The sequence below is a fragment of the Pseudomonas sp. HS6 genome, assembly GCF_023375815.1.
GTDB lineage: Bacteria > Pseudomonadota > Gammaproteobacteria > Pseudomonadales > Pseudomonadaceae > Aquipseudomonas.
Map to the genome: position 1 here is coordinate 4,841,770 of NZ_CP067412.1, position 21,974 is coordinate 4,863,743.

21 protein-coding genes are annotated in these 21,974 nt (G+C 60.1%); 5 read left to right on the forward strand and 16 right to left on the reverse strand.

What is annotated here, in order from left to right; genetic code table 11:
- Positions 1-59 precede the first annotated feature (59 nt).
- From JJN09_RS21920 to JJN09_RS21930, 3 genes are read left to right on the forward strand one after another with little or no spacing between them, the layout of a single operon-like run.
- Positions 60-293: a PP0621 family protein gene (locus JJN09_RS21920; protein ID WP_249483732.1), complete on the forward strand. Its 234-nt coding sequence runs from the start codon at positions 60-62 to the stop codon at positions 291-293.
- Positions 283-1,872, forward strand: a complete 1,590-nt coding sequence (locus JJN09_RS21925; protein ID WP_249490838.1) for a PAS domain-containing sensor histidine kinase — start codon at positions 283-285, stop codon at positions 1,870-1,872. Before JJN09_RS21920 ends, JJN09_RS21925 begins: the two co-directional genes overlap by 11 nt.
- The gene (locus tag JJN09_RS21930; protein WP_249483733.1) at positions 1,869-3,215 is read left to right on the forward strand and encodes a sigma-54 dependent transcriptional regulator; all 1,347 of its coding nucleotides are present in this window, start codon (positions 1,869-1,871) and stop codon (positions 3,213-3,215) included. Before JJN09_RS21925 ends, JJN09_RS21930 begins: the two co-directional genes overlap by 4 nt.
- Before the next feature lie 143 nt (positions 3,216-3,358).
- On the opposite strand, the gene thiO is transcribed toward JJN09_RS21930, so the two are convergent.
- Genes thiO through JJN09_RS21965 form a run of 7 tightly spaced genes read right to left on the reverse strand, consistent with a single transcriptional unit; the run spans position 3,359 to position 10,131 of the window.
- The gene (thiO, locus tag JJN09_RS21935; RefSeq protein ID WP_249483734.1) at positions 3,359-4,459 is read right to left on the reverse strand and encodes a glycine oxidase ThiO; all 1,101 of its coding nucleotides are present in this window, start codon (positions 4,457-4,459) and stop codon (positions 3,359-3,361) included.
- A gap of 57 nt (positions 4,460-4,516) precedes the next feature.
- The gene (locus tag JJN09_RS21940; RefSeq protein WP_249483735.1) at positions 4,517-4,918 is read right to left on the reverse strand and encodes a type IV pilin protein; all 402 of its coding nucleotides are present in this window, start codon (positions 4,916-4,918) and stop codon (positions 4,517-4,519) included.
- A 14-nt stretch (positions 4,919-4,932) separates the two neighbouring features.
- Entirely contained in the window at positions 4,933-8,025 is a 3,093-nt protein-coding gene (locus JJN09_RS21945; RefSeq protein WP_249483736.1) for a pilus assembly protein, read from the reverse strand.
- Complete coding sequence (locus JJN09_RS21950) at positions 8,012-8,491, reverse strand: PilX N-terminal domain-containing pilus assembly protein (RefSeq protein ID WP_249483737.1); 480 nt, start codon at positions 8,489-8,491, stop codon at positions 8,012-8,014. The genes JJN09_RS21945 and JJN09_RS21950 overlap by 14 nt, the downstream gene beginning before the upstream one ends.
- A 10-nt stretch (positions 8,492-8,501) precedes the next feature.
- Positions 8,502-9,215, reverse strand: coding sequence for a PilW family protein (locus JJN09_RS21955; RefSeq protein ID WP_249483738.1), 714 nt, complete (start codon positions 9,213-9,215; stop codon positions 8,502-8,504).
- Positions 9,212-9,661, reverse strand: a complete 450-nt coding sequence (pilV, locus tag JJN09_RS21960) for a type IV pilus modification protein PilV (RefSeq protein WP_249483739.1) — start codon at positions 9,659-9,661, stop codon at positions 9,212-9,214. Before pilV ends, JJN09_RS21955 begins: the two co-directional genes overlap by 4 nt.
- Positions 9,658-10,131 (reverse strand): GspH/FimT family pseudopilin, encoded by a 474-nt coding sequence (locus JJN09_RS21965; protein WP_249483740.1) that lies wholly within the window; start codon positions 10,129-10,131, stop codon positions 9,658-9,660. Before JJN09_RS21965 ends, pilV begins: the two co-directional genes overlap by 4 nt.
- Positions 10,132-10,261: 130 nt before the next feature.
- Between JJN09_RS21965 and JJN09_RS21970 the strand changes: the two genes are divergently transcribed.
- Positions 10,262-10,816 carry a GspH/FimT family pseudopilin gene (locus JJN09_RS21970; RefSeq protein WP_249483741.1) on the forward strand — a complete coding sequence of 185 codons (555 nt, stop codon included), beginning with the start codon at positions 10,262-10,264 and terminating at the stop codon, positions 10,814-10,816.
- On the opposite strand, the gene ispH is transcribed toward JJN09_RS21970, so the two are convergent.
- The 6 genes from ispH to murJ all read right to left on the reverse strand — a co-directional run bounded on the left by ispH (position 10,788) and on the right by murJ (position 18,206).
- On the reverse strand, positions 10,788-11,732 hold the full coding sequence (ispH, locus tag JJN09_RS21975) for a 4-hydroxy-3-methylbut-2-enyl diphosphate reductase (RefSeq protein WP_064118727.1): 945 nt from the start codon (positions 11,730-11,732) through the stop codon (positions 10,788-10,790). The two genes, JJN09_RS21970 and ispH, sit on opposite strands and share 29 nt — an antisense overlap.
- A gap of 72 nt (positions 11,733-11,804) precedes the next feature.
- Positions 11,805-12,242 carry an FKBP-type peptidyl-prolyl cis-trans isomerase gene (gene fkpB / locus JJN09_RS21980; protein ID WP_173861359.1) on the reverse strand — a complete coding sequence of 146 codons (438 nt, stop codon included), beginning with the start codon at positions 12,240-12,242 and terminating at the stop codon, positions 11,805-11,807.
- Positions 12,243-12,249: 7 nt separating this feature from the next.
- Positions 12,250-12,762 (reverse strand): signal peptidase II, encoded by a 513-nt coding sequence (lspA, locus tag JJN09_RS21985; protein WP_223449009.1) that lies wholly within the window; start codon positions 12,760-12,762, stop codon positions 12,250-12,252.
- Positions 12,755-15,586, reverse strand: a complete 2,832-nt coding sequence (gene ileS, locus JJN09_RS21990) for an isoleucine--tRNA ligase (RefSeq protein WP_249483742.1) — start codon at positions 15,584-15,586, stop codon at positions 12,755-12,757. The genes lspA and ileS overlap by 8 nt, the downstream gene beginning before the upstream one ends.
- A gap of 13 nt (positions 15,587-15,599) precedes the next feature.
- Entirely contained in the window at positions 15,600-16,538 is a 939-nt protein-coding gene (gene ribF, locus JJN09_RS21995; RefSeq protein WP_249483743.1) for a bifunctional riboflavin kinase/FAD synthetase, read from the reverse strand.
- A gap of 129 nt (positions 16,539-16,667) precedes the next feature.
- Entirely contained in the window at positions 16,668-18,206 is a 1,539-nt protein-coding gene (gene murJ, locus JJN09_RS22000) for a murein biosynthesis integral membrane protein MurJ (RefSeq protein WP_249483744.1), read from the reverse strand.
- A 252-nt stretch (positions 18,207-18,458) separates the two neighbouring features.
- Between murJ and rpsT the strand changes: the two genes are divergently transcribed.
- On the forward strand, positions 18,459-18,731 hold the full coding sequence (gene rpsT / locus JJN09_RS22005) for a 30S ribosomal protein S20 (protein WP_003228351.1): 273 nt from the start codon (positions 18,459-18,461) through the stop codon (positions 18,729-18,731).
- A 115-nt stretch (positions 18,732-18,846) separates the two neighbouring features.
- On the opposite strand, the gene JJN09_RS22010 is transcribed toward rpsT, so the two are convergent.
- From JJN09_RS22010 to cgtA, 3 genes are all read right to left on the reverse strand, one after another.
- Positions 18,847-19,311, reverse strand: a complete 465-nt coding sequence (locus tag JJN09_RS22010; RefSeq protein WP_085712193.1) for a CreA family protein — start codon at positions 19,309-19,311, stop codon at positions 18,847-18,849.
- Between the two features lie 10 nt (positions 19,312-19,321).
- The gene (gene proB / locus JJN09_RS22015; RefSeq protein WP_249483745.1) at positions 19,322-20,440 is read right to left on the reverse strand and encodes a glutamate 5-kinase; all 1,119 of its coding nucleotides are present in this window, start codon (positions 20,438-20,440) and stop codon (positions 19,322-19,324) included.
- A gap of 137 nt (positions 20,441-20,577) precedes the next feature.
- Positions 20,578-21,801: an Obg family GTPase CgtA gene (gene cgtA / locus JJN09_RS22020; RefSeq protein ID WP_096820862.1), complete on the reverse strand. Its 1,224-nt coding sequence runs from the start codon at positions 21,799-21,801 to the stop codon at positions 20,578-20,580.
- Positions 21,802-21,974: the final 173 nt, after the last annotated feature.

Genomic DNA, 21,974 nt, shown 5'->3' on the forward strand with positions numbered 1-21,974 from the left:
TGTGCGCCTGCCAAGTCCTTGGCTAAACTGCCGGATCATCAGTCAAAAAGCCGCCCATCATGCTTCGTTTACTGTTCTGGATCGCCCTGATCGCCGCCGCCGTCTGGTTGTGGCGCAAATTCAAGGCCCCTGCTTCACCGACGCAATCCCCGCGCGAGCAGGATGCCGCGCCCATGGTGCGATGCGCCCATTGCGGCGTGCACTTGCCACGCGACCGCGCGCTGAGCCTTCGACAACAGTGGTATTGCAGCCAGGCTCACCTTGAGCAAGGCCCTGGCCACAGTGATCGCTGAGGCCACCAACGCCACTCGCAAACAGGCCCAGCGACTGCTGCGCCTCTATCACCTCTATCGTTTAAGCGTCGGCATCACTCTGGTGTTGCTGATTTCCAGCAACATGGACAACCGCCTGCTGACGTCGGCCGACGACGAGTTGCTGCGCAATGGCAGCTGGTTGTACCTGGTGCTGAACATCCTGCTGGTGGTGTTCCTGGAGAACATCCGCCGCCCGGCCCAGTTGTTCGGGCTGGCCCTGATCGACATCCTGCTGCTGTGCGGGCTGTTTTACGCCGCTGGCGGCGTGGCCAGCCCGATCGGCAATCTGCTGATCGTCTCGGTGGCCATCAGCAATACCCTGTTGCGACGACGTATCGGTGTGCTGATTGCGGCCATCGCGGCACTCGGCATTGTCGGCCTCAGCTTCCTGCTGAGCTTCAGCCATCCCTTGAGCGCCAACGAATACCTGCAAGCGGGCACCCTCGGCGCCCTGTGTTTTGCCGGCGCCCTTCTGGTTCAAGGCTTGATCCGCCGCCTCGAAGTCAGTGAGACCCTGGCCGAACAACGGGCCAGCGAGGTGATCAGCCTCGAAGCCCTCAACGCCTTGATCCTGCAACGCATGCGCACCGGCATTCTGGTCCTCGACGAACAACGCCGGGTACAGCTGGCCAACCACAGCGCCCGGACCCTGCTGGCCCAGTCGCCTCTTGAGGGGCATCTGATCGATGATTATTCGACCGCGCTGGTCGAGCGTCTGCACCTGTGGCTGAACAACCCGACCCTGCGCCCCCAAAGCCTGAAAATCGCGACCAACGGTCTGGAACTGCAACCCAGCTTCATCGCACTGGAACAGAGCCCCAACCGCCAGACCCTGGTGTTTCTCGAAGACCTCGCTCAGATCGCCCAACAGGCCCAGCAACTGAAGCTCGCCGCGCTCGGGCGCCTGACCGCCGGCATCGCCCACGAGATCCGCAACCCGCTGGGCGCCATCAGTCATGCCGCGCAGCTGTTGCAGGAATCCGAGGAACTCGACGGCGCGGATCGGCGTCTGACGCAGATCATCCAGGATCACTCCCAGCGCATGAACCGAGTCATTGAAAACGTCCTGCAACTGTCGCGCCGCCAGCAAAGCGCGCCGCAGCGGCTCGATCTCGAACCCTGGCTCGCGCAGTTCGTCGACGAAAGCCGTGAACAGGCCAGCGAGCGCCAGCGGATTCATCTGCATATCGAATCCGGGGATTTCCGCACCCTGATGGACCCGGGCCAACTGACGCAAATTCTCGACAATCTGTTGCGCAACGGCTGGCGGCACAGCGCCCTGTTGCACGATCCGGCGGAGGTCTGGCTGCGGCTGTTCATCGACCCTGAAAGCCAGTTGGCCGTGCTTGAAGTACAAGACAACGGCCCCGGTGTGGCGCTGGATCAGCAAGCCCATCTGTTCGAACCTTTCTTCACCACCAGCAGCCAGGGCACCGGCCTTGGGCTTTATCTGTCCCGTGAGCTGTGCGAAAGCAACCAGGCCCGCCTAGACTTCAAACCACGCCAAGGCGGCGGCTGCTTTCGCATCACCTTTGCTCACGGACGGAAACAAAGTTGAACACGAGCCCACGGCAAAAAATCCTCATCGTCGACGACGAACCGGATATCCGCGAACTCCTGGAAATCACCCTGGGACGGATGAAACTCGACACTTTCAGCGCACGTAATCTCGGCGAAGCCAAGGCGTTGCTGAATCGCGACACCTTCGACCTGTGCCTGACCGACATGCGCCTGCCCGACGGTACCGGGCTGGAGCTGGTGCAGCACATTCAGCAACGCTACCCGCAATTGCCGGTGGCGATGATTACGGCCTACGGCAGCCTGGAAACGGCGATCAACGCCCTGAAGGCCGGGGCTTTTGATTTCCTGACCAAACCGGTGGACCTCACGCGGCTGCGTGAACTGGTCGCCACGGCGTTGCGCATGCCCACGACCGGCGGTGTCTGTACCTCGATTGACCGGCGCCTGCTCGGCGACTCGCAGCCGATGCGCGATCTGCGCAAACAGATCGACAAACTGGCCCGCAGTCAGGCGCCGGTCTACATCAGCGGTGAGTCCGGCAGCGGCAAGGAACTGGTCGCCCGCCTGATTCACGAGCAAGGCCCGCGCGCCAGCCAGCCGTTCGTGCCGGTGAACTGCGGGGCCATTCCTTCAGAGTTGATGGAAAGCGAGTTCTTCGGCCATCGCAAAGGCAGTTTCACCGGCGCGGTGGAGGACAAACCGGGTCTCTTCCAGGCAGCCCATGGCGGGACGTTGTTTCTCGATGAAGTGGCGGACTTGCCGCTATCGATGCAGGTCAAGTTGCTGCGGGCCATCCAGGAAAAAGCCGTGCGCAGCGTCGGCGGCCAGCAGGAAACCGTGGTCGATGTGCGGATTCTCTGCGCCACCCACAAGGATCTGGACGCGGAAGTCTCCGCCGAGCGCTTTCGGCAGGACCTGTATTACCGGCTGAACGTGATCGAACTGCGCGTACCGTCCCTGCGCGAACGCCGTGACGATATCGAAGCGTTGGCCTCCCATGTGCTCAAGCGTCTGGCCCACGGCACCGGTCAACCCTCGACCCGTCTGCACCCGCAAGCGCTTGAAGTCTTGAAGAACTACCGCTTCCCGGGAAATGTCCGGGAGCTTGAGAACGTCCTCGAGCGCGCGCACACGTTGTGCGAAAACCGCATGATCGAAGCCGACGACCTGCGCCTGAGCGAAGGCAACTGCGCGGCCGAAGGTGGCATCGCCGACCTGACGCAGATCGACAACCTGGAAGACTATCTGGAGAACGTCGAGCGCAAGCTGATCCTGCAGGCGCTGGAGGAAACCCGCTGGAACCGCACGGCAGCGGCCCAGCGGTTGAATCTATCGTTTCGATCGATGCGTTACAGGCTCAAGAAACTGGGCCTGGATTAAGGGCCCCATCGCGGGCAAGCCCGCTCCCACAGGGTATGGCGTTTTTATCAAAAGTTGAGCACGCCACAAAACTGTGGGAGCGGCGGTGCGACGATTCGACTTGCCCGCGAAAGCGATTTGTCAGTCACCAGAAGAAAAACTGACTAGATACGTCCGGTCGGGGAATAAGGCGCCGGATCGATGATCGGCGCTCGCCCGAGCATCACATCGGCAAACAGCTGACAGGATGCGGGCGCCAGCACCAGCCCGTTGCGGTAATGCCCGCAATTGAGCCACAGGCCATCAAAGCCCGGCACGCGGCCAATGTAGGGAATCCCTTCCGGTGAGCCAGGACGCAAACCGGCCCAGTGCCCCACCACTTCGGCATCCGCCAGTGCCGGCAACAATTCCACTGCCGAGGCCTTGAGGCTTTCCAGTGCGATGTCGGTCGGGGTCTTGTCGAAGCCTTCATGCTCCAGCGTACTGCCAATCAGGATATGCCCGTCGCGGCGCGGGATTGCGTAACGCCCCTTGGCCAGCACCATGCTCGGCAGGAAATCCGCCGCACACTTGTAGAGAATCATCTGGCCCTTGACCGGCTCCACCGGCAGCGACAGATTCAGTGTCTTGAGCAACTCGCCGCTCCACGCACCGGCAGTCAGCACCACCTGATCGCCGCTGAAGACACCTTTCGATGTTTGCACACCGACAACCCGCTCACCCTCACGGACAAACCCGCTGACCTCGCACTGCTCTTGAATCGTCACGTTCGGCAGCGCCTGCAACGCCGCTTTCAATGACTTCACCAGCCGTGGATTACGCACGTTGGCCACGTCGGCCATGTAGATCGCCCGGGAAAAACCACCGCCGAGTACAGGCACCGCATCGTGGGCCGCCGAGATATCCACAGCCCGCAGCGGACGGTTTTCCCGCTTGGCCCAGGCCAACGCTTCGGCTTCGTCATCCAGGTCCAGCCAGTACAGGCCCGTGGTGTGTACTTCGGGATCAACACCGGTATCGGCAAACAGCCGCTCGCCCAGCTGTGGATAAAAATCCTGCGACCAGTGCGCCAGCGCCGTGACGGCCGGGCTATAGCGCCACGGATACAACGGAGAAACGATGCCGCCACCGGCCCAGGACGATTCCTGACCAACGTTCGAACGATCCAGCAGCACCACGCTGCCTACCTCGGACGCGAGGTTGTACGCGGTGAGCAGGCCAATCACCCCGCCACCGACAATCACCACTTGCTGTTGCCTGGTCATGTTTGATCCAACCGTAAAAAAGACAGTGGGCGCAAAAGGCACCCGAATAAATGCGGTTCAGCGGCCCCAGCAATCCTTGGTGGCAAGCCCGGTTGTCGCGTTGTTCATGCTTCTTACACCGGTGTTGGTGAGGGTGAAGTCCCCGCACTTGTCGCCGGCCATGGTCGTACCGGCCTTGCGGGTCGCGGTCAGCAGAAAGGTCTGGTCAGCGATGGTCGGGGTGATGGTGTAGAAATCATTGCCCGTGCTGAGACCGGTGATGCCCGTGTAGACATTGTTCTTGGTGTAGAAGCGCTCGAGCGTCTGCGCCTGCTCCGACAGTAGCGATACCACCTCGGCGCGACGGCCCTTCTTCAGGTATTCGGTATAGCTCGGTGCGGCAATGGTGATGATGATCCCGATAATCGCAATCACGATCATGATTTCGATCAGGGTGAATCCTCGGATGGATCTGCGCATGCCTCAACTCTCGCTTACTGTATTTGTCGCCACATGATACGACGGCTGCCGCCGCCGCCCTTTTCCACCAGGGTCGTGATGTTGCCACTGGTATCCGTCACGGGTTTGCGCGTTGCGTTATTAACAGCTCCGTTAAATGTCGGTATACCGCCGGTGAATATCACACCACTGGAAATCGTATCGTTGCTGTCGACCACGCCATCGGCGCTGGTGTCGAGCACCGCGTAGTTGAGCATCTTACCGCTGAACGCATCGAGTTCGACCAGTTTGCCGGTGCCGAAACTTGAACACGGGTCGGTGGTATCGACACTGGCCGTGGTGAATACGATGCGCCCCAGCACCAGACTGGCTTGATTGATCACCCGCTCACCGGTCAGCACGTTGTTATAAACCAGTGGCAGATACCAGCCCTTCTCCCCCGGATAAGTCGTGTCGTTCTGGGTCGTGGTCAAGAACTGCCCGGAACTGCCAGAGAACGATCCAGTAATCGCCTGCGCCTGCAAACTGCTGACCGTGAGCTGACCTGAACCTCCATCGGCATCCCACACCGAGTAAAACGCCTGCAAATCCTTGTTGGTCTTGTCGGCGGTTTCATTGAACTTGCCGGTACCGACGAAGATCTGTTTGCCGCCCAGTGAGTTGTCCGCCAGCAGCGGTTGCGCAGTAATCGGTTGAGTCGCCCCGCCAGCCGTCGTGAACAACGGCTTGCCGGAAAACGCCACGCCCCAGCCGTCGGTCGTGGTCGCGCTCAGGTCGAACTTCCACAGGCGTCCCTTCAAGTCGCCGCCATAGGCGGCCTGCACCACATTCTGCGAATTGACTTTGAGCTTCACCGAAGACAAGCCATTGGTGGTTTCCGTGCTGTCGATGACGATTTTCTTGATCAACGAGCCATCGCGCACATCCAGTACATACAACGCCGCTACCCCCGAATTGCTGCCGTATCCGTTAGCGATGAAGGCCGCCCAACGACCATCGGCCAAGCGTGCCACTTCCGGCCGGGCGTAGGCATAACCCAGATCATTGAAAGTGTTGGCCGTGTTGGCCGTGGCTGGAGCGCTGACTTCCCACAGTGCATTGAGAATATTCCCGGCCGATGCGTCGAACAATTGCAGCGCATAGAAGGTCTTGCCGCCGGCCCCGGTGCCGCCGATGGCCAGGGTTTTCCAGGCGCTCCCGAACTGCGCGTCATAGACGCCGACCTGCCCGTCCACCAGGAACTTGTGGCTGACGCCATTGATGTAGGTCGGGTCAGCGATCAGCCGCAATGACGGCAGCACGCTTGATGGCATGTAGGCGTAGCGCCGGGTGCCGTTGGCCGAGTTGATGACGTTGACAAAACCGTCGTTGGCATTCACCACCAGGCTGGCGTTCATGTTCGCAGCCTTGGTCGCCAGGTAGGCGCTGTAAGTTGAATCACCGATAAGGTCCGAGGCGGTCTGTACCGTCGGAGAAGCCAGTACCAGTGGCGAATTGATGATGTCGCCCAACAGCACGCTGCGCACCTTGAGCCCGGTTTTGTTGGTGCCTTTGCTCCACTCCACCAGATCACTGCCACTGATGCCTGTGGGCAAGCTCTGACTCAAGGTCGTCTGTTGCGCAGCGGAAAAGTTGCCGTAGACCAGGGTTACCGGTGCGTTGCTGGACGTATTCCAGGATTGGTAGGTCGGTGCGGTGGCACCCGGAACGATAGCGGTGTCAGTCGTCCACTGCACCGCTGAGGTGTTCACCACTCCGGCCGAGGTGAAGCCGAAGGACTTGATCGTGCCGCGCCAATCCTTGGGGTCATAGGTGGTCTGATAAAAACTGCTGCTACTGGTCAGGGTGGTTCCGCTGCTGACACCCGCGCCACCAGAACCTGCCTTGGAGGTGATGTCGCTCAACGCCGACGACAGCGCCGTGTTGAGGCCGGCACTGTCGGTCGCCTGGTAATACTTGCCCTGCCCGTAGCTCGCCGCATCCGACAGCATGCTATTGGAAGCGGTGAATCCCACCGTGTAGGTGTTCATGTATTGCTTGGGAAAGTCCGCCGAACTCCAGCTCTTGCCGGCGGCATCGACACCGGTCGAACGCATGTCGATGTCGAAGGCGAACTTGGCGATGTCGTCCAGGTACAGCGTATCGCCTTCGTCGTCACCATTGAGGTCGTTGCCGTCGTTGTTGATGCCGTCCCAGTTCGGCAGACGGCTGCCCCCGAGCGGGTCGTTGGAGGGAAACGTGCGGTCGTAGGTCGGCAGACCGTCGGTAATCACCACCCCGTAGTTTTTCTGGCAACGGTACTGGATCGGGCTGGTGTAGGTGGTCGGCGTCGAGTTGTAATACGGCGCCATGCCGCGCATGTAGCGGGTGATTTCGTAATAGGTTTCCGCCAGCGGCGTGTTGGCCACGGCACTCAGACCATTGATCGACGAAATCAGGGCGTTGTAGTTGGTGTCGGCCTGGGCCTGGGTGACGCTGCCGCTGACCGGTGACAGATCGCTGATGGAACGGGCGATATACCCGCCATTGCCCGGGTTGTTGCTGGTGGCCGGGTTGAACGTCGACAGACCGATGCGCAGGTTGCGGTTGCTGGCCACCAGCGCATTGGAAACGTTGCGTGCGACGTTGATCCGGTAGTCGTTGGGAATGGCCCCGGTGGTGAAGTCGCGAGTGCCGTTACTGATGGCCAGGCCGACCACGTAGGCGATGTAATCCCCGTAATAGCGGGTGTTTCCGCCGCCCACCGGATCTGGCAGTTTCAGACACAGCGGCGCCAGGCTGTTGTTGTAGAACGCATAGGCACCGCCGGAGCAGCCTGAGGTCGGCAAGCTCGAGAGAAACACCGGGTCACCGGTGATCGCCGTCGAAGTCAGACACAAACCAAGCACCGCGTTGCACTGCCGGGCCGGCGTGCGGGTAACCGTCGGATCAAAACCCGAAGCGTAAATGATGCTGTTCATACTCCCCGAATCGTCGATCAACAGCATGACATTCGGCGGTACTGCCGCCGCGCTCAACAGTGGTGAGTCGGACGGGGTGAAGGCATACGCTGGCGCCGCGAGATACAGGCCCAATAACAAACCCATGAACCGGGACCACCTGCCAGAGCGCCGCTCAGTACTTCGCATAAACGCTCTCCACCACACTGCGTGAACTGCCGACGATGCCGACGGCCGTGACCCGGTACAGCGTCGCCGAGGTATTGCTCGGCACGTTCACCGCTGTCAGGGTGGTACCGATGTTCTGCACCCCGTAGAAGCCGGTGCCCGCAGCGACCCAGGTAACCCCCGACGTCGAGTTGAGCCCCGCCGCGCTGACCACCGACGACTCCGCCGGCGGCGCGCATTGCGTGGTATTGGCACACACCGCCAGCGCATAACTGTCCAGCTGCACCGCGCTTTCACCCATGCGCAGCGCTGCTTCGGCAGTCTGGAACGATTGGTTGCGCAGACTCACGCTGCCAGCCATCTTTTCCTGCAGGTTGGCACTCTGCATCGAAGAGAGACCGATCACGGTCAAAAGCAGCAGAAATACCAGGCTGACCAACAACACCATGCCTTGCTGGCTTCGTCGTTGATGGAGAGAAACGCTCATCGACCGGCCCTCACTGCAAGCGGTTGCGCAGCGCGGCAACCACGTTGAAGGTTTGATTGGCGATCCGGTTGGCCGGATCGGTGAGGGTCAGGCTCAGGCGCACGCTGCGGATGCGTGCCGGATCACTGGGGTTGCTGCTGTAGGTCGAGGCAGCCACATCGGTCGCGGTACTGGCCAGACCAAACAGGACGGTGAAGGCACTGACGTTGCTCACCAGCACTTGTTGAGTCGGCGTGCCGCTGCCGGTGCCCATCAGGATCTGGTTGTTGCTGAAGCTGTAGACCAGACGCCGGATCGGAAACCCGAGTTGCCCGGTCGCCGGTGCTCGCACGCCTGTATAGGCCGTTGAACTGTTGCGGCAGTCGGACACCACCGTCCAGGTCGGCGTCCCGCCCGCGCCACCGACGTCGGCGGTGACCAGCGTCAGCTTGAGGTTGGTGTTGTCCCAACTGATCGGCGTGATCTGGGCGGCGTTGAAATCGCCGCTGGTACTGGAATCGGTGATCGTCCCCAGGCAGCCGAACATCCCGACCATGCGCAATTCCTGAATCATCTTGCTCAACACGAACCGCGCATCTTCCTGCATGGCAGCCGAGGTGTTCTGGCTGACGTAGGTGTTCTTCGCCGCTAGAAAGGTTTGTACGACGCCCAGTACGATGATCAGCCCCAGCGCCAATGCGATGAGCATTTCGATCAGACCGAAACCCTGGTTATGGCGCTTCATGGCGAGGCCACCGGATCGACCGCGGCGCGGCTGGTCAGGACAAAACTGCGCGGGGCGCTCGCGGTGTTGGCGGCCCGCGCGTCACTCCAGTTGATAGTGATGGTGTACACGCGCTGGTTGAGCGTGATACTGCCGGTGGCGCTCGGCCCGCCGAAATTGACGATGTTGGTGGTGAAGTCGTAGAGATCCTGATCCCGGGTGACATTCAGGTTGCCCGAGGTCGGCGGCGTGACGGTGTAGTCGGCGCCGGAGTTGGCGCGGATGCGGTCCATCATGTCGTAGGCGATGAAACTGGCCTGGCTGGTCATGCGCGAGCTGTCGGTGTATTTCAACGCATTGAGCTGAACCGCCGCAGCCCCGAGCAACCCGACCGTCAGAATCAGCAACGCGACCAGTATTTCGATCAGCGACATGCCTTCCTGTGCACCTTTGCTCCCTGCCCTCATCCGCAGCTTCCACCCGATTGAATTCGTCCGTTCAGACACACGTTCAGCGTCCTGCTTTGCGTGCCCAGCGTGTAACTGAACACCACCGCCGTGGACGGTGCTGCCAGCCCGCCCAGATTGTTGAAATCCAGCGCGGTCACTCCTGAGGTTAGCGTCAGAGTTGCACCACTGCTCATCGCTGGAACAACCCGCAATACATTGGCCGAAGTGCCAGTACTGTCGTAGACCGACAATTCGCCAGTCCAGACGCTGCCCCCGGCGGTCGGCCGCAATCGGAGGGTGGTCCCGCGATCGATGGCTTCCAGGCGTGCGTAATTGAGCGCCCGTTGCAGGTCGCCGACTTCGGTGTCGGCCTTGCTGCCCTGTATCGAGCGGGTAAACGCCGGCACGGCCATCGTGATCAGGATCACAAACAACGCGACCGCCACCAATAGCTCGATCAGCGTGAAACCTTTTGTACGATGATCCATCGATGCCCTCCGTTGCCGTCGGCTATACCTGCTCTACAAACCTAGAACATTCGACCGGGTTACGTCGGTTGATTTGCCCTGCCCGGCGCACGGATCGCGCCGAACGCCATGCTCCACGGAGGGAATACACATGCGGCAACAGGGTTTCAGTCTGGTCGAACTGCTTATGGGACTAACGATCGGCGCAATTGTTCTGTCGCTGGTCAGCCCGGCGTTTGCAACACTGATGGAGTCAAACCAGCGGCAACAAGCGGCGGAGTCGCTGATCAGCGGGATCCGCACCGCCCGCACTCAGGCGATCACGCGCAATCAGAGCGTGGTGATTCACGGCATCGGCGGGGACTGGAGCCAAGGCTGGCGGATCATTCTGGATGTCAGTGGCCAGGGTGCGGAGGACAGCAGCAATCCGCTGCTGATGGAGCACTCCAGTGATGGGCGAATACCCATTGTCGGCAACTGGTTCGTCAGTCGGTACATTCGGTTCAGCAGTCTGGGGCAACCGCTGATGCCCGGGCGGGCGTTTCAGGCAGGAAAACTACATATCTGTTCGACCCGCGAACCGGTCAGCCAGCTTCAACTGGTGCTGGCGGCGACCGGTCGCGTGCGCCTGGCCAGCGAAAAGGCTGAACAGGCGTTGTGTCGAAAGGATAAAGCGGTCAGATCGAACGTACGCGCAGCTCTTTAGGCATCGAGAACGTGATGTTCTCTTCTCGCCCGGCCAACTCGTCGGCACCGGTGGCGCCCCAGGCCTGCAGCTGCTGGATCACGCCACGCACCAACACTTCAGGTGCAGAGGCCCCGGCGGTGATACCGATGCGCTCGACGCCATCGAACCAGCTCTTTTGCAGGTCTTCGGCACCGTCGATCAGGTACGCCGGCGTGGCCATGCGTTCGGCCAGCTCGCGCAGACGATTGGAGTTGGAGCTGTTAGGGCTGCCGACCACCAACACCACGTCGCATTCGTCGGCCAATTGCTTGACCGCGTCCTGACGGTTCTGCGTGGCGTAGCAGATATCGTCCTTGCGCGGGCCACCGATGGCCGGAAAACGGGAGCGCAACGCGTCGATGACTCGACTGGTGTCGTCCATCGACAAGGTGGTCTGAGTCACGAAGGCCAGTTTGTCCGGGTTATGCACCTGCAATTCGGCAACATCTTTCTCGTCTTCGACAAGGTAGATCGCACCGCCGTTGCTGGCGTCGTATTGGCCCATGGTGCCTTCGACTTCCGGGTGACCGGCGTGGCCGATCAGGATGCATTCACGGCCGTCACGGCTGTATTTGGCGACTTCGATGTGCACCTTGGTCACCAGCGGGCAGGTGGCGTCGAACACTTTCAGGCCACGACCGGCGGCCTCGGTACGCACGGCTTGCGATACGCCATGGGCACTGAAGATCACGATGACGTCGTCCGGCACCTGATCCAGCTCTTCGACGAAGATCGCGCCACGACTGCGCAGGTCCTCGACGACGAACTTGTTGTGCACCACTTCATGACGCACATAGATCGGTGGCCCGAAGACTTCCAGGGCGCGGTTGACGATTTCGATCGCCCGGTCCACGCCGGCGCAGAAGCCACGGGGGTTGGCGAGTTTGATTTGCATGCTGTGCCTCGTGTCTTGCGCGCGAAAATTCAGATCAATGCAGGAGCCGCTATGGCCCCTGCAGAACAGCGTTTACAGCGCTTTGACGGAGAAGATTTCCACGTCAAAGGTCAGCGTCTTGCCGGCCAGCGGGTGGTTGAAGTCGACGGTCACTTGCGCGTCGTCAAACTCTTTCACCACACCCGGCAGCTCAGTATTCGCCGCATCATTAAAGATCACCAGCAGACCCGGCGACAGCTCCATGTCCGCAAACTGCGAACGTGGAATGACCTGCACGTTCTGCGGGTTAGGCTGGCCGAACGCGTTTTCCGGTTCAACGGTCAGGGTGCGCTTGTCACCCGCCTTGAAGCCGAAAAGCGCTGCTTCGAAGCCCGGCAGCAGGTTGCCGTCGCCGACCTTGAAGGTCGCCGGGGCCTTGTCGAAGGTACTGTCGACCGTATCGCCGTTCTCCAGGCGCAATGCAAAGTGCAAGGTGACTTCCGTGTTCTGGCCGATACGTTGCTCAGCCAATACCTGTTCAGTCATGAACGGTTTCTCCGGTTTTCTTACTTTTGAACATATCCAGTGCCAGCATCACCGCACCCACTGTGATGGCGCTGTCGGCGAAGTTGAACGCCGGGAAGTACCAGCGGTTCTGCCAGTGCACCAGAATGAAATCGATCACATGGCCCAGGGCAATGCGGTCATACAAATTGCCCAGCGCGCCGCCCAGCACCAGTGCCAACGCGACGGCCAGCCAGGTTTCGTTGCGGCCCAGTCGCTTCAGCCAGACCACCAGCACCGCACTGACCACAACCGCGATCAGGGCGAACAGCCAGCGCTGCCAGCCGGAGCTGTCAGCCAGGAAGCTGAATGCCGCGCCCGTGTTGTAGGCCAGGGTCCAGCTGAAGTAATCGGGAATGATCACGATCTGCTGGTACATCTCGAGCTTGCCTTCGAAGTAAAACTTGCTGGCCTGGTCGATGACCAGAACCAGCAAACTCAACCAGAGCCAGCTCAGCCGTCCGAAACGGCCAACGGCATTAGGCATAGTGACGAACCTCGCCGGCGCCATCGATGTTGTCCACGCAGCGGCCGCAGATTTCCGGATGCTCCGGGTTCACGCCGACGTCTTCACGGCAGTGCCAGCAGCGGGCGCATTTCGGGAAGGCAGACTTGACGATCTTCAGCTTCAGGCCGCTGACTTCGGTCGACACAGCATCGGCCGGAGCCTGCACGAACGGCGCAACGCTGGCGGTCGAAGTAATCAGAACGAAGCGCAGTTCGTTGCTCAGTTTGGCCAGATCGGCAGTCAGAGCGTCTTCGGCGAACAGCGTCACTTCGGCTTGCAGGTTGCCACCGACAGCCTTGGCCGCGCGCTGGATTTCCATCTCTTTGTTGACCGCAACCTTCACTTCCATGATGCGATCCCAGTACTCGCGACCCAGTTCGAAGCCTTCCGGCAACTCGGTCAGACCTTCGTACCACGTGTTGAGCATCACCGATTCGTTGCGCTCGCCCGGCAGGTATTGCCACAGTTCGTCGGCGGTGAACGCCAGGATCGGCGCGATCCAGCGCACCAGCGCTTCGGAGATGTGGAACAGCGCGGTCTGGCACGAACGGCGGGCCTTGCTGTCGGTGCCGGTGGTGTACTGGCGATCCTTGATGATGTCCAGGTAGAAACCACCCAGCTCCTGCACGCAGAAGTTGTGGATCTTCGAGTACACGTTCCAGAAACGGTATTCGCCGTAGCTCTCTTGCAACTCGCGTTGCAGCAGCAATGTGCGATCCACAGCCCAGCGATCCAGCGCCAGCATCTCTTCGGCCGGCAGCAGGTCGGTGGCCGGGTTGAAACCGGTCAGGTTCGAGAGCAGGAAGCGCGCGGTGTTACGGATCCGCCGGTAGGCGTCCGCGCTGCGTTGCAGGATCTGCTCGGACACTGCGATTTCGCCGGAGTAGTCGGTCGAAGCAACCCACAGACGCATGATGTCGGCGCCCAGGGTGTCGTTGACTTTCTGCGGTGCGATCACGTTGCCCAGCGACTTGGACATCTTGCGGCCGGACTCGTCCACGGTGAAACCGTGAGTCAGCAGCTCGCGGTACGGCGCGTGGTTGTCGATGGCGCAACCGGTCAGCAAGGACGAGTGGAACCAGCCACGGTGCTGGTCGGAACCTTCCAGGTACAGGTCGGCGCGCGGGCCGGTCTCGTGACCCATCGGGTGCGAACCGCGCAGGACGTGCCAGTGCGTGGTGCCCGAGTCGAACCAGACGTCGAGGGTGTCGCTGATCTTGTCGTATTGCGGGGCTTCATCGCCCAGCAGCTCGGCAGCGTCGAGCTTGAACCAGGCTTCGATGCCTTCGACTTCTACGCGCTTGGCGACTTCTTCCATCAGTTCGACGGTACGCGGGTGCAGCTCGCCGCTTTCCTTGTTCAGGAAGAACGGGATCGGCACGCCCCAGTTGCGCTGACGGGAGATGCACCAGTCCGGACGGTTGGCGATCATCGAGTGCAAACGCGCCTGGCCCCAGGCCGGAACGAATGTGGTGTCTTCGATGGCTTTGAGCGAGCGCTCGCGCAGAGTGTCGCCGCTGACTGGCTCTTTATCCATGCCGATGAACCACTGCGCGGTGGCGCGGTAGATCAGCGGGGTCTTGTGGCGCCAGCAGTGCATGTAGCTGTGTTCGATGACGGTGGTGTGCAGCAGCGCACTGACTTCGGTCAGTTTTTCGACGATCGCCGGGTTGGCCTTCCAGATGAACTGGCCGCCGAAGAACTCCAGCGACGGCACGTAAACGCCGTTGCTCTGCACCGGGTTGATGATGTCGTCGTTGACCATGCCGTATTTCTTGCAGGTCACGAAGTCGTCCACGCCGTAGGCCGGGGCGGAGTGAACCACGCCGGTGCCAGCGCCCAGTTCCACGTAGTCGGCCAGATACACCGGCGACAGACGATCGTAGAACGGGTGACGGAAGTTGATCAGCTCCAGCTCTTTACCGGAGGTGGTCGCGACGACCGAACCTTCCAGGCTGTAGCGGGACAGGCAGGATTCGACCAGCTCTTCAGCCAGCACCAGCAGTTTGTCGCCAACATCAACCAGCGCGTAGTTGAACTCAGGGTGAACGTTCAGCGCCTGGTTGGCCGGGATGGTCCACGGAGTCGTGGTCCAGATCACGATCGAAGCTGGCTTGCTCAGCGACGGCAGACCGAACGCAGCGGCCAGTTTGGCCTCGTCAGCGATCGGGAACGCAACGTCGATGGTCGAGGACTTCTTGTTCTCGTACTCGACTTCAGCTTCGGCCAGGGCCGAACCGCAATCGAAGCACCAGTTCACAGGCTTCAGGCCCTTGAACACGAAACCGCCCTTGACGATTTCGGCGAGGGCGCGGATTTCCCCGGCCTCGTTCTTGAAGTCCATGGTCTTGTATGGGTTGGCGAAGTCACCCAGCACGCCGAGACGGATGAATTCGGATTTCTGCCCTTCGATCTGCTCGGTGGCGTACGTACGGCAAAGTTCGCGGGTCTTGTCCGCGCCCAGGTTCTTGCCGTGAGTCACTTCAACCTTGTGCTCGATCGGCAGGCCGTGGCAATCCCAACCCGGGACATACGGCGCGTCGAAACCCGACAGGGTCTTCGAGCGGATGATCATGTCCTTGAGAATCTTGTTCAGAGCGTGACCGATATGGATCGTGCCGTTGGCATACGGAGGGCCGTCGTGCAGGACGAACTTCGGACGATCCTTGCCAATCTCGCGCAACTTTCCGTACAGGCCAATACTGTCCCAGCGCTGCAGGATCTGCGGTTCGCGCTGTGGCAGGCCGGCCTTCATTGGGAAGGCGGTGTCCGGAAGGTTTAGCGTGGCTTTATAGTCGGTCATTTAAGGCTCTTCATTAGCGATGGGCGCTAGGTGCGGCTAGTGCACGGGCGGCGGCGACATCCGCGGTGATCGCCGTTTTCAATGCCTCCAGGGAGGCGAAACGCTGCTCTTCACGCAGCTTCTGGTGGAAAACCACCGTCAAACGCCGGTCATACAGATCGCCGGCAAAGTCTAAAAGATGGACTTCAAGGTGGGCCTTGCCATCACCTTGCACCGTGGGCCGCACGCCGATATTGGCGACGCCGGGCCACGTCTTGCCGTCGATGTCGACGTCGACCAGGTAAACCCCGGTGAACGGCACGCGACGGCGCTTGAGTTGAATGTTGGCAGTGGGCGTACCCAGTTGCCGGGCCAGTTTCTGGCCATGCAGCACGCGACCGGCAATCCGGTACGGGCGACCAAGCAGACGTTCAGCCAAGGCAAAATCGGCGGCGGCCAACGCATTGCGCACCTGGGTGCTGCTGACACGTATGCCGTCCAGCTCGACAGTTTGCGCGGCTTCCACGGTAAAACCGTGGACCTGCCCGGCCTGCAACAGAAAATCGAAATCGCCGAGGCGGTCGCAACCGAAGCGGAAGTCGTCACCGACTTCCAGATGCTGCACGCCCAGGCCATCCACCAGAATCGTATCGACGAATTCACTGGCGCTGAGTTTGCTCAGGCGCTGGTTGAAGGCCAGGCACAAGACCCGGTCGACGCCTTCGGCGGCCAGCAGTTGCAGCTTGTCGCGCAATCGGGCCAGACGTGCCGGAGCGGTCTCCGGGGCAAAGAATTCCCGTGGCTGCGGCTCGAAAATCACCACGCAGCTGGGTACGCCCAACTCGAGCGCACGCTCACGCAGTCGGGCCAGGATGGCCTGGTGACCACGGTGAACACCGTCAAAGTTGCCAATAGTGGCGACGCAGCCCCGATGCTGGGGGCGCAAGTTGTGAAGGCCTCGAACCAGCTGCATAACGCGCTTCTTGCTCATAAAGTGGCCGATTATAACCACACCCGGCGGCAGACGACAGGCAACACCGTAACCCAAAGTGATCGAGCCGACAAAACTGCCGGCTCAAGCCCGTTTATCAAGGATAAAACCTCAGCTCAACGCCTTGCGATTGAAGTCGCGCAAGCGGAAACCGAGAACCAGCAACATACCGAAATACGCCACTACGCCGGCAACCACCAATGCACCAAGGCGCAGGAAGCGCTCAAGCATATGACCCTGATCCCACGCGGGCATGAAATGCATGCCGATCAACAGCACCGCCGACATCACCGCCACGGCGACCACCAGCTTCAAACCGAACTTCAGCCAGCCAGGCTGCGGTTGATACATCTGCTGTTTGCGCAGTTGATAGAACAGCAGCCCGGCGTTCAGACAGGCACCGGCACTGATCGCCAATGCCAGCCCCGCGTGGGCCAGCGGGCCGATCAACACCAGGTTGAACAACTGCGTGACCACCAGGGTGAAGATTGCGATTTTTACCGGCGTACGGATGTTCTGTTGCGCATAAAAACCCGGCGCCAGCACTTTGATCACGATAATGCCGAGCAGACCGACAGAATAGGCAATCAACGCGCGCTGGGTCATAGCTGCGTCAAACCCACTGAACTGGCCATACTGGAACAGCGAAACCGTCAACGGCTCGGCCAGAATCCCCAGCGCCAGAGCACACGGCAACACCAGTACGAAGCACAGGCGCAGGCCCCAGTCGAGAATCCGCGAATACTCGTGACGGTCCTTGCTGGCGTATGTCTTGGCCAATGTCGGCAGCAGAATCGTGCCCAGCGCCACACCCAGCACACCGGACGGCAATTCCATCAGACGGTCGGCGTAATACATCCACGACACCGAGCCTGCCACCAGAAACGAGGCGAAGATGGTGTTGATGATCAGGGAAATCTGGCTGACCGAGACACCGATGATCGCCGGCAACATCTGCTTCATGACCCGCCAGACGCCGGTGTCGCGCAGATTCAGGCGTGGCAGCACCAGCATGCCGATCTTTTTCAGATGCGGCAGTTGATAGAGCAACTGCGCCAGACCACCGACCAGCACTGCCCAGCCGAGCGCCATGACCGGAGGATCGAAGTACGGCGTCAGAAACAGCGAAAACACGATCATGCTGACGTTGAGCAGGGTCGGCACGAACGCCGGCACCGAGAAACGGTTCCAGGTATTGAGAATCGCACCTGCCAGAGACGACAGGGAGATCAGCAATATATAGGGGAAGGTCACCCGTAGCAGGTCGGAGGTCAGCTGGAATTTTTCCGGTGTATCGGCAAAACCAGGGGCCGTGGCCCAGATCACCCAGGGAGCGGCGATCATGCCCAGCGCCGTCACCAGTGCCAGAACCAGCGTCAGAAGCCCCGTCACATAGGCAATGAAGGTGCGAGTTGCCTCCTCGCCCTTCTGACTTTTGTATTCGGCAAGAATCGGCACGAATGCCTGGGAAAACGCACCCTCAGCGAAGATTCGCCGCAGCAGATTGGGTAGCTTGAAGGCGATAAAGAAGGCGTCTGTCGCCATTCCGGCGCCGAATGTACGCGCAATGAGCGTGTCGCGGACAAACCCGAGAATCCGGGAAAGCATCGTGATAGAGCTGACGGCGGCCAACGATTTGAGCAGATTCATTGAAGGAATTTGTGCCTGTCGATAAACAGCAGGCGAACAATGCGCCTACTTGTGCGATACTCCGCGCCGCAACAGCACAGAGCCAAAGCTCGCGAGTTTACAGGTCAAGCGCCGGAAATAAATATCCCGCCTCTTTACACCTACCACTTAGCGGAACGTTTCAAGCGCCCTTGACAAGACTTCTCTTCATCGGCATGATTCGCGGCCTATTTTGTTTGCTATTTCCTAAAAAGTCTTTCGAGGAGCTCGACGGTGGCCAACTCACCTTCCGCCAAAAAACGTGCAAAACAGGCTGAGAAGCGTCGCAGCCACAACGCCAGCCTGCGTTCCATGGTTCGTACCTACATCAAGAATGTAGTTAAAGCCATCGACGCAAAAGACGCTGAAAAAGCTCAAGCTGCATACGTTCTGGCTGTGCCAGTTATCGACCGTATGGCCGATAAAGGCATCATCCACAAGAACAAGGCTGCTCGTCATAAGAGCCGTCTGAATGGCCACGTCAAGGCACTGAAAGAAGCTGCCTAAGCGACGTAGTCATTAAAAAACCGACCTCAGGGTCGGTTTTTTATTGCCTGCGATTTGCTGAAAACAACGCAAAAAAAGAGGAGCCACCCGGCTCCTCTTTTTATTTACGCCCAAATTAATGGACTGGCGCCCACGGCAGAATCGGGATCGCTGTCACCGCATTCTGCGGACTACCCTCGATCAAGCGATCGCTGTAGACCAGATACACCAGCGTATTGCGCTTCTTGTCGAGGAAACGCACCACCTGCATGGTCTTGAACACCAGCGAAGTGCGCTCCTTGAACACCTCTTCGCCATCCTTCAACTCACCTTTGAAGTTGATTGGACCTACCTGACGACAAGCAATGGACGCCTCGGCACGATCCTCGGCCAGCCCCAACCCACCTTTCACGCCGCCAGTCTTGGCGCGCGACAGATAGCACGTCACACCTTCGACTTTCGGGTCATCGAAGGCCTCGACCACGATCCGGTCGTTCGGACCGACAAACTTGAACACCGTCGATACCTGGCCGATTTCCTCGGCCGAGGCCAGCAATGGCAACGCCATCAGCAAGCCCAACAATCCTTTTGCCATGCGCATTGCGCTTTCCTCAGACCAGAATCAGGTTGTCACGGTGAACCAGTTCCGGCTCAGCCATGTAACCCAGCAAACCGACAATCGCATCTGACGACTGACCGATGATTTTTTGTGCCTCCAGCGCGCTGTAGTTGGCCAGGCCACGGGCGATTTCACGACCGTCCGGCGCCACGCAAACCACCATTTCGCCGCGACGAAAACTGCCCTGCACCAATTTGACACCAACCGGCAGCAAACTTTTGTTGCCTTGGGACAACGCGGAGACCGCACCATCATCCAGCACCAGCGTGCCACGGGTTTGCAGATGCCCGGCCAGCCATTGCTTGCGCGCCGCCAGCATGCCGCGCTCTGGCGACAACAGCGTACCGATGCGCTCGCCCGCCTTCAGACGATCGAGCACTCGTTCCAGACGCCCACCGACAATAATGGTGTGCGCTCCGGAACGGGCCGCCAGACGCGCTGCACGCAATTTGGTCTGCATGCCGCCACGACCCAGCGCGCCGCCGGTGCCACCCGCCACCGCATCCAGGCTCGGATCATCCGCACGCGCTTCGTAAATCAGTTGCGCATCAGGATTGCTGCGCGGATCAGCGTCGAACATGCCATCGCGATCCGTCAGGATCACTAGCAGATCAGCCTCGACCAGGTTGGCCACCAGCGCCGCGAGCGTGTCGTTGTCGCCAAAACGGATTTCATCGGTGACCACGGTGTCGTTTTCGTTGATCACCGGGATGACTTTCAGCTCGACCAACGCACGCAAGGTGCTGCGGGCGTTCAGGTAACGCTTGCGATCGGACAGGTCGTCATGAGTCAGGAGAATCTGCGCCGTGTGTCGACCATGCTCGGCAAAGCTCGACTCCCAGGCCTGAACCAAGCCCATCTGACCGATTGCAGCAGCAGCCTGGAGCTCATGCATCGCACTGGGTCGTGCGGTCCAGCCCAAACGGCTCATGCCGGCCGCTACCGCCCCGGAGGACACCAGCACCAACTCGACGCCAGCCTCATGCAAGGCCACCATCTGCTCGACCCAGACACCCATTGCCGCGCGATCAAGCCCCTTGCCATCCGCTGTCAGCAACGCGCTGCCGATCTTCACGACCCAACGCTGCGCACCTGTCACTTTGCTCCGCATCATCTTCAACCTTAGCTTGAGGGCAGCACGACCCAGCGCTGCCCGTGACGTTATTCGTGGTTATTCGTGACCAACGATCGATTTCCAGATACTAAAACGCCGCTCGATTGAGCGGCGCTTAAGTTTACTTCAACGAATCAGTCACGCACGTAAATGATTTCCGGACCGTCTTCGTCATCCACATCTTCTTCGTCCCAATCATCGTCGCCGATGTCGTGGACCGACTTCACGCCGCTGCGACGCAGGGCACGCTTGTCATCCAGCGCCTGCAACTGAGCACGGGCTTCGTCTTCGATGCGCTGATCGAGATCGGCCAGCTCTTCCTTGTAGGCCGGGTCATTGGCCAGGCGATCGGCACGATCTTCCATGTAACGCATGATGTCGTGGCACAGACGCTCGGTACCCAGCTTGGAGATGGCCGAGATCACGTAGACCGGACCGGTCCATTCCAGGCGATCAACGATTTCCTTGACGCGAGCATCGTGCTCTTCTTCAAGGATCTGGTCGCACTTGTTCAGCACCAGCCAGCGATCACGCTCAGCCAGCGACGGGCTGAATTTGATCAGCTCGTTGACGATCACTTCAGCAGCATCCGGTGCGCTGGCGTCATCCAGCGGCGCCATGTCCACGAGGTGCAGCAGCAGACGGGTACGCGCCAAGTGCTTGAGGAAGCGAATACCGAGACCAGCACCGTCGGAAGCACCTTCAATCAGACCCGGAATGTCGGCGATGACGAAGCTTTTCCAGCGGTCGACGCTGACCACACCCAGGTTTGGCACCAGAGTCGTGAACGGGTAATCGGCGACTTTCGGCTTGGCAGCCGACACCGAACGGATAAAGGTACTTTTACCGGCGTTCGGCAACCCCAGCAGACCCACGTCGGCCAGAACCTTCATTTCCAGTTTCAGGTCGCGCTGTTCGCCCGGCTTGCCCGGCGTGGTTTGACGCGGCGCACGGTTGGTACTGGATTTGAAACGGGTGTTGCCCAGACCGTGCCAGCCGCCCTGAACCACCATCAGTTTCTGACCAGCCTTGGTCAGGTCGCCGATGACTTCCTGGGTGGCGGAGTCGATCACCGTAGTGCCGACTGGCACACGCAGGATCAGATCTTCACCCTTCTTGCCGGTGCAGTCGGTACTGCCACCGTTGGAACCGCGCTCGGCGTCGAAGTGCCGGGTGTAGCGGTAGTCCACCAGAGTGTTCAGGTTTTCGTCGGCCATCATAAAGATGGAACCGCCGTCACCGCCGTCACCGCCGTTCGGGCCACCGTTTTCAATGAATTTTTCCCGACGGAAACTCATGGCGCCATTGCCACCGTCGCCAGCTTTTACGCGAATCGATACTTCATCAACAAACTTCATAACCAACGCCTCTCGCCGTACGGACGAGCCGAAAAACAATCAAGACATAAGACTCTTGCAAAAATGAGCGCAGCGACCCCAATCCACGACCTGCATCGCACGCCGGCAGCCCATACAAACAGCTTTGCAAGAGACTCACCCCACAAACGAAAAAGCCCCGTCGCAAGACAGGG

What these genes read in the sequence shown, in the direction of transcription:
- JJN09_RS21920 (WP_249483732.1), top strand. Translation starts at nt 60, where the DNA reads ATGCTTCGTTTACTGTTCTGGATCGCCCTGATCGCCGCCGCCGTCTGG.
- thiO (WP_249483734.1), bottom strand. Translation starts at nt 4,459, where the DNA reads ATGACCAGGCAACAGCAAGTGGTGATTGTCGGTGGCGGGGTGATTGGC.
- JJN09_RS21940 (WP_249483735.1), bottom strand. Translation starts at nt 4,918, where the DNA reads ATGCGCAGATCCATCCGAGGATTCACCCTGATCGAAATCATGATCGTG.
- JJN09_RS21945 (WP_249483736.1), bottom strand. Translation starts at nt 8,025, where the DNA reads ATGCGAAGTACTGAGCGGCGCTCTGGCAGGTGGTCCCGGTTCATGGGT.
- JJN09_RS21950 (WP_249483737.1), bottom strand. Translation starts at nt 8,491, where the DNA reads ATGAGCGTTTCTCTCCATCAACGACGAAGCCAGCAAGGCATGGTGTTG.
- JJN09_RS21955 (WP_249483738.1), bottom strand. Translation starts at nt 9,215, where the DNA reads ATGAAGCGCCATAACCAGGGTTTCGGTCTGATCGAAATGCTCATCGCA.
- pilV (WP_249483739.1), bottom strand. Translation starts at nt 9,661, where the DNA reads ATGAGGGCAGGGAGCAAAGGTGCACAGGAAGGCATGTCGCTGATCGAA.
- JJN09_RS21965 (WP_249483740.1), bottom strand. Translation starts at nt 10,131, where the DNA reads ATGGATCATCGTACAAAAGGTTTCACGCTGATCGAGCTATTGGTGGCG.
- JJN09_RS21970 (WP_249483741.1), top strand. Translation starts at nt 10,262, where the DNA reads ATGCGGCAACAGGGTTTCAGTCTGGTCGAACTGCTTATGGGACTAACG.
- ispH (WP_064118727.1), bottom strand. Translation starts at nt 11,732, where the DNA reads ATGCAAATCAAACTCGCCAACCCCCGTGGCTTCTGCGCCGGCGTGGAC.
- lspA (WP_223449009.1), bottom strand. Translation starts at nt 12,762, where the DNA reads ATGCCTAATGCCGTTGGCCGTTTCGGACGGCTGAGCTGGCTCTGGTTG.
- ileS (WP_249483742.1), bottom strand. Translation starts at nt 15,586, where the DNA reads ATGACCGACTATAAAGCCACGCTAAACCTTCCGGACACCGCCTTCCCA.
- ribF (WP_249483743.1), bottom strand. Translation starts at nt 16,538, where the DNA reads ATGCAGCTGGTTCGAGGCCTTCACAACTTGCGCCCCCAGCATCGGGGC.
- murJ (WP_249483744.1), bottom strand. Translation starts at nt 18,206, where the DNA reads ATGAATCTGCTCAAATCGTTGGCCGCCGTCAGCTCTATCACGATGCTT.
- JJN09_RS22010 (WP_085712193.1), bottom strand. Translation starts at nt 19,311, where the DNA reads ATGCGCATGGCAAAAGGATTGTTGGGCTTGCTGATGGCGTTGCCATTG.
- proB (WP_249483745.1), bottom strand. Translation starts at nt 20,440, where the DNA reads ATGCGGAGCAAAGTGACAGGTGCGCAGCGTTGGGTCGTGAAGATCGGC.
- cgtA (WP_096820862.1), bottom strand. Translation starts at nt 21,801, where the DNA reads ATGAAGTTTGTTGATGAAGTATCGATTCGCGTAAAAGCTGGCGACGGT.